This is a genomic window from Cellvibrio sp. OA-2007, from assembly GCF_000953825.1.
Classification (GTDB): domain Bacteria; phylum Pseudomonadota; class Gammaproteobacteria; order Pseudomonadales; family Cellvibrionaceae; genus Cellvibrio.
In genome coordinates this window covers 1-547 of the sequence record NZ_BBUL01000012.1, presented here as the reverse complement: position 1 = coordinate 547, position 547 = coordinate 1, and the positions used below count along the sequence as shown (strand labels likewise).

Here is a 547-nt window from a genome sequence, read left to right as displayed (position 1 = left end):
TTGGCATTGGCATAACCTTGATTGGCCGACTTTTTAAACCAGGCTATGGCACGCCCTGCATCCTGAGGCAGACCCAAGCCATCTTTTTGCATCAAACCTAAATAATATCGAGCCTCGGCATTACCCACAGTTGCCAGCGGGTGAAACTCTGCCAAAGCGACGTCATACTTTTTCTGATTAAACGCTTTTATGCCGTCATTCAAGGTGGCAAAGGCTGCTGTGCTAAACCAGCAACCGGTGAGAAACAGAAACCATTTCATGTGCAAACATCCATAAAATCTATAGTGGTTTTACCGAGCGAACCCATGCCGCCATTACTGAGTATCAAAAATAAAACAAAAACAAAGACCCACAGAAATTTACCCCATCAACCTTAGTTCCGAAGGGGGGGATAAAATCGTGAAGTTATTATTAGAATGAGGGGAAACACTGAAAGAGCAATAGAACTGCAAGAGCCGACAATAGTATCTATTTCCTAGATACCATTTTGATATGTGAGACAAAGTTTCGCACAAAACAGCCACACATGCGTATTTTAGTGCCAAAA

1 pseudogene is annotated in these 547 nt (G+C 42.8%); it reads right to left on the bottom strand.

Annotated features, from left to right (window positions below):
• A pseudogene (locus AWU77_RS00055) lies at nt 1–260 on the bottom strand (SEL1-like repeat protein); the annotation flags it as partial.
• Nucleotides 261–547 lie beyond the last annotated feature (287 nt).